Below are 1,329 nucleotides of genomic sequence, written 5' to 3' on the forward strand. Positions count from 1 at the left end.
ATGGCTTAGTCCCATTTGATTACATCATGGCTTGCCTTAATGAACTGTGCCAACCAGCACCGGATATAGACAGCCTGTTACCATGGAATTTTAAAAGATAGGTGTAGTTGCCCAGACGCTTACTTACTACGCCCATAAAGCGCATTGGCTGCTGGCAACAAGGACATCGGCGGGTCGCTAATTTGCGCTTCACTTCGGGCAATATTGGGCTTTCAGTTACTTGAAACTGCGCACCCGCAACCGCGAGCATCAACTGTATCTGCAACCTAAGTTTTTTGGCGTTGCCTCTGAGCAAACCATAGTCACGCACTCGGCGTAATCCCTTGGGTAAAACATGCTGCAGCACTAACCACAGAAATTGAACCGTGGTAGCGTGTGAGTCCTTTCACATCAGACGGGATGTTCGACTTTTGTTTAAATCAAGTGCCACGGACGGACTTGCTGCGAGTCGTAGAGACTGTTTATTAAAGAAATGGGCCATGGCAAGCCTGAATGCAGGACTATCATAAGAGCTTCGGCAACTCGCTTTTCAACACTGATCATCTTCCTACAACTAATTACTACCACTAAATAATTAGCAGCAAACCTCCAGCATCAGCCTAAGGCCAGCCAAAAGCCGACGGCTATCATTAGGCTGCCGGCGATGCGGTTGAGCCAGCGAATATTATCCCCTCGGGTTAAAAACAGCCGTAGGCTCTTGCCTCCTGCGGCGTAGGCCAGCATAGAGACACTTTCAGTAATCATGATAATCCCAAGCAGCACAGCAAGTTGTGGCGCGACAGCTTTATCGACGCTGATAAAAGGGGGCAGCAAGGAAATCATAAAGGCCCAGCCTTTGGGGTTGGCTATGGCGGTGATAAAGCCTTGACTTATCAGGGTTGCTCTTGACACTTTAACTGGAGCTTTGGCTTGGATTTGGCTTGAGTCTACCTGATTTACTTGAGTGAGCTTGGGATCGACAATGGCCATCTTACCTTTGGCGCGCCACATGTTGATGCCGATATATGCCAAATAGGCGCCACCTGCGTATTTTAAGATTTCAAATACTTGGGGGGAGTTGAGCATGATACTGGCAACGCCAAGCACGGCTGCTATCGCGACTATGGCAACGCCTGTGAGTTCACCTAACATCATCCATAAGGTGCGGCGCACACCTATGCTCATGCCTAATGTCATGGCGAGGGTCATGCACATGCCTGGGGTGATGGAGACAAAGAAAAAAGTGGGGATAAATACCGCCAGTAGGGCTGCGTCAGGCATAAAATTCTCTAAACAGAATGGGCTATTACAAAGGACGATTACAAAGGGCCATTACAAAGGCCTATTACA

General features: G+C 48.5%; 1 protein-coding gene and 1 pseudogene. Both read right to left on the bottom strand.

All coding sequences use genetic code 11. The features are described 5' to 3' along the window. Positions 1–127: 127 nt before the first annotated feature. A pseudogene (locus tag H5073_RS17895) lies at positions 128–367 on the bottom strand (transposase); the annotation flags it as partial. A 227-nt stretch (positions 368–594) separates the two neighbouring features. Then, positions 595–1,260 carry a LysE family translocator gene (locus H5073_RS17900; RefSeq protein WP_182680915.1) on the bottom strand — a complete coding sequence of 222 codons (666 nt, stop codon included), beginning with the start codon at positions 1,258–1,260 and terminating at the stop codon, positions 595–597. Positions 1,261–1,329: the final 69 nt, after the last annotated feature.

Origin of the sequence: Shewanella sp. SR44-3, from assembly GCF_014163735.1 — a bacterium.
In the GTDB taxonomy this organism is placed as follows: Bacteria; Pseudomonadota; Gammaproteobacteria; order Enterobacterales; family Shewanellaceae; genus Shewanella.

Excerpts from the sequence above, each read along its gene's own strand:
- H5073_RS17900 (WP_182680915.1), bottom strand. The coding sequence starts at position 1,260 with ATGCCTGACGCAGCCCTACTGGCGGTATTTATCCCCACTTTTTTCTTT.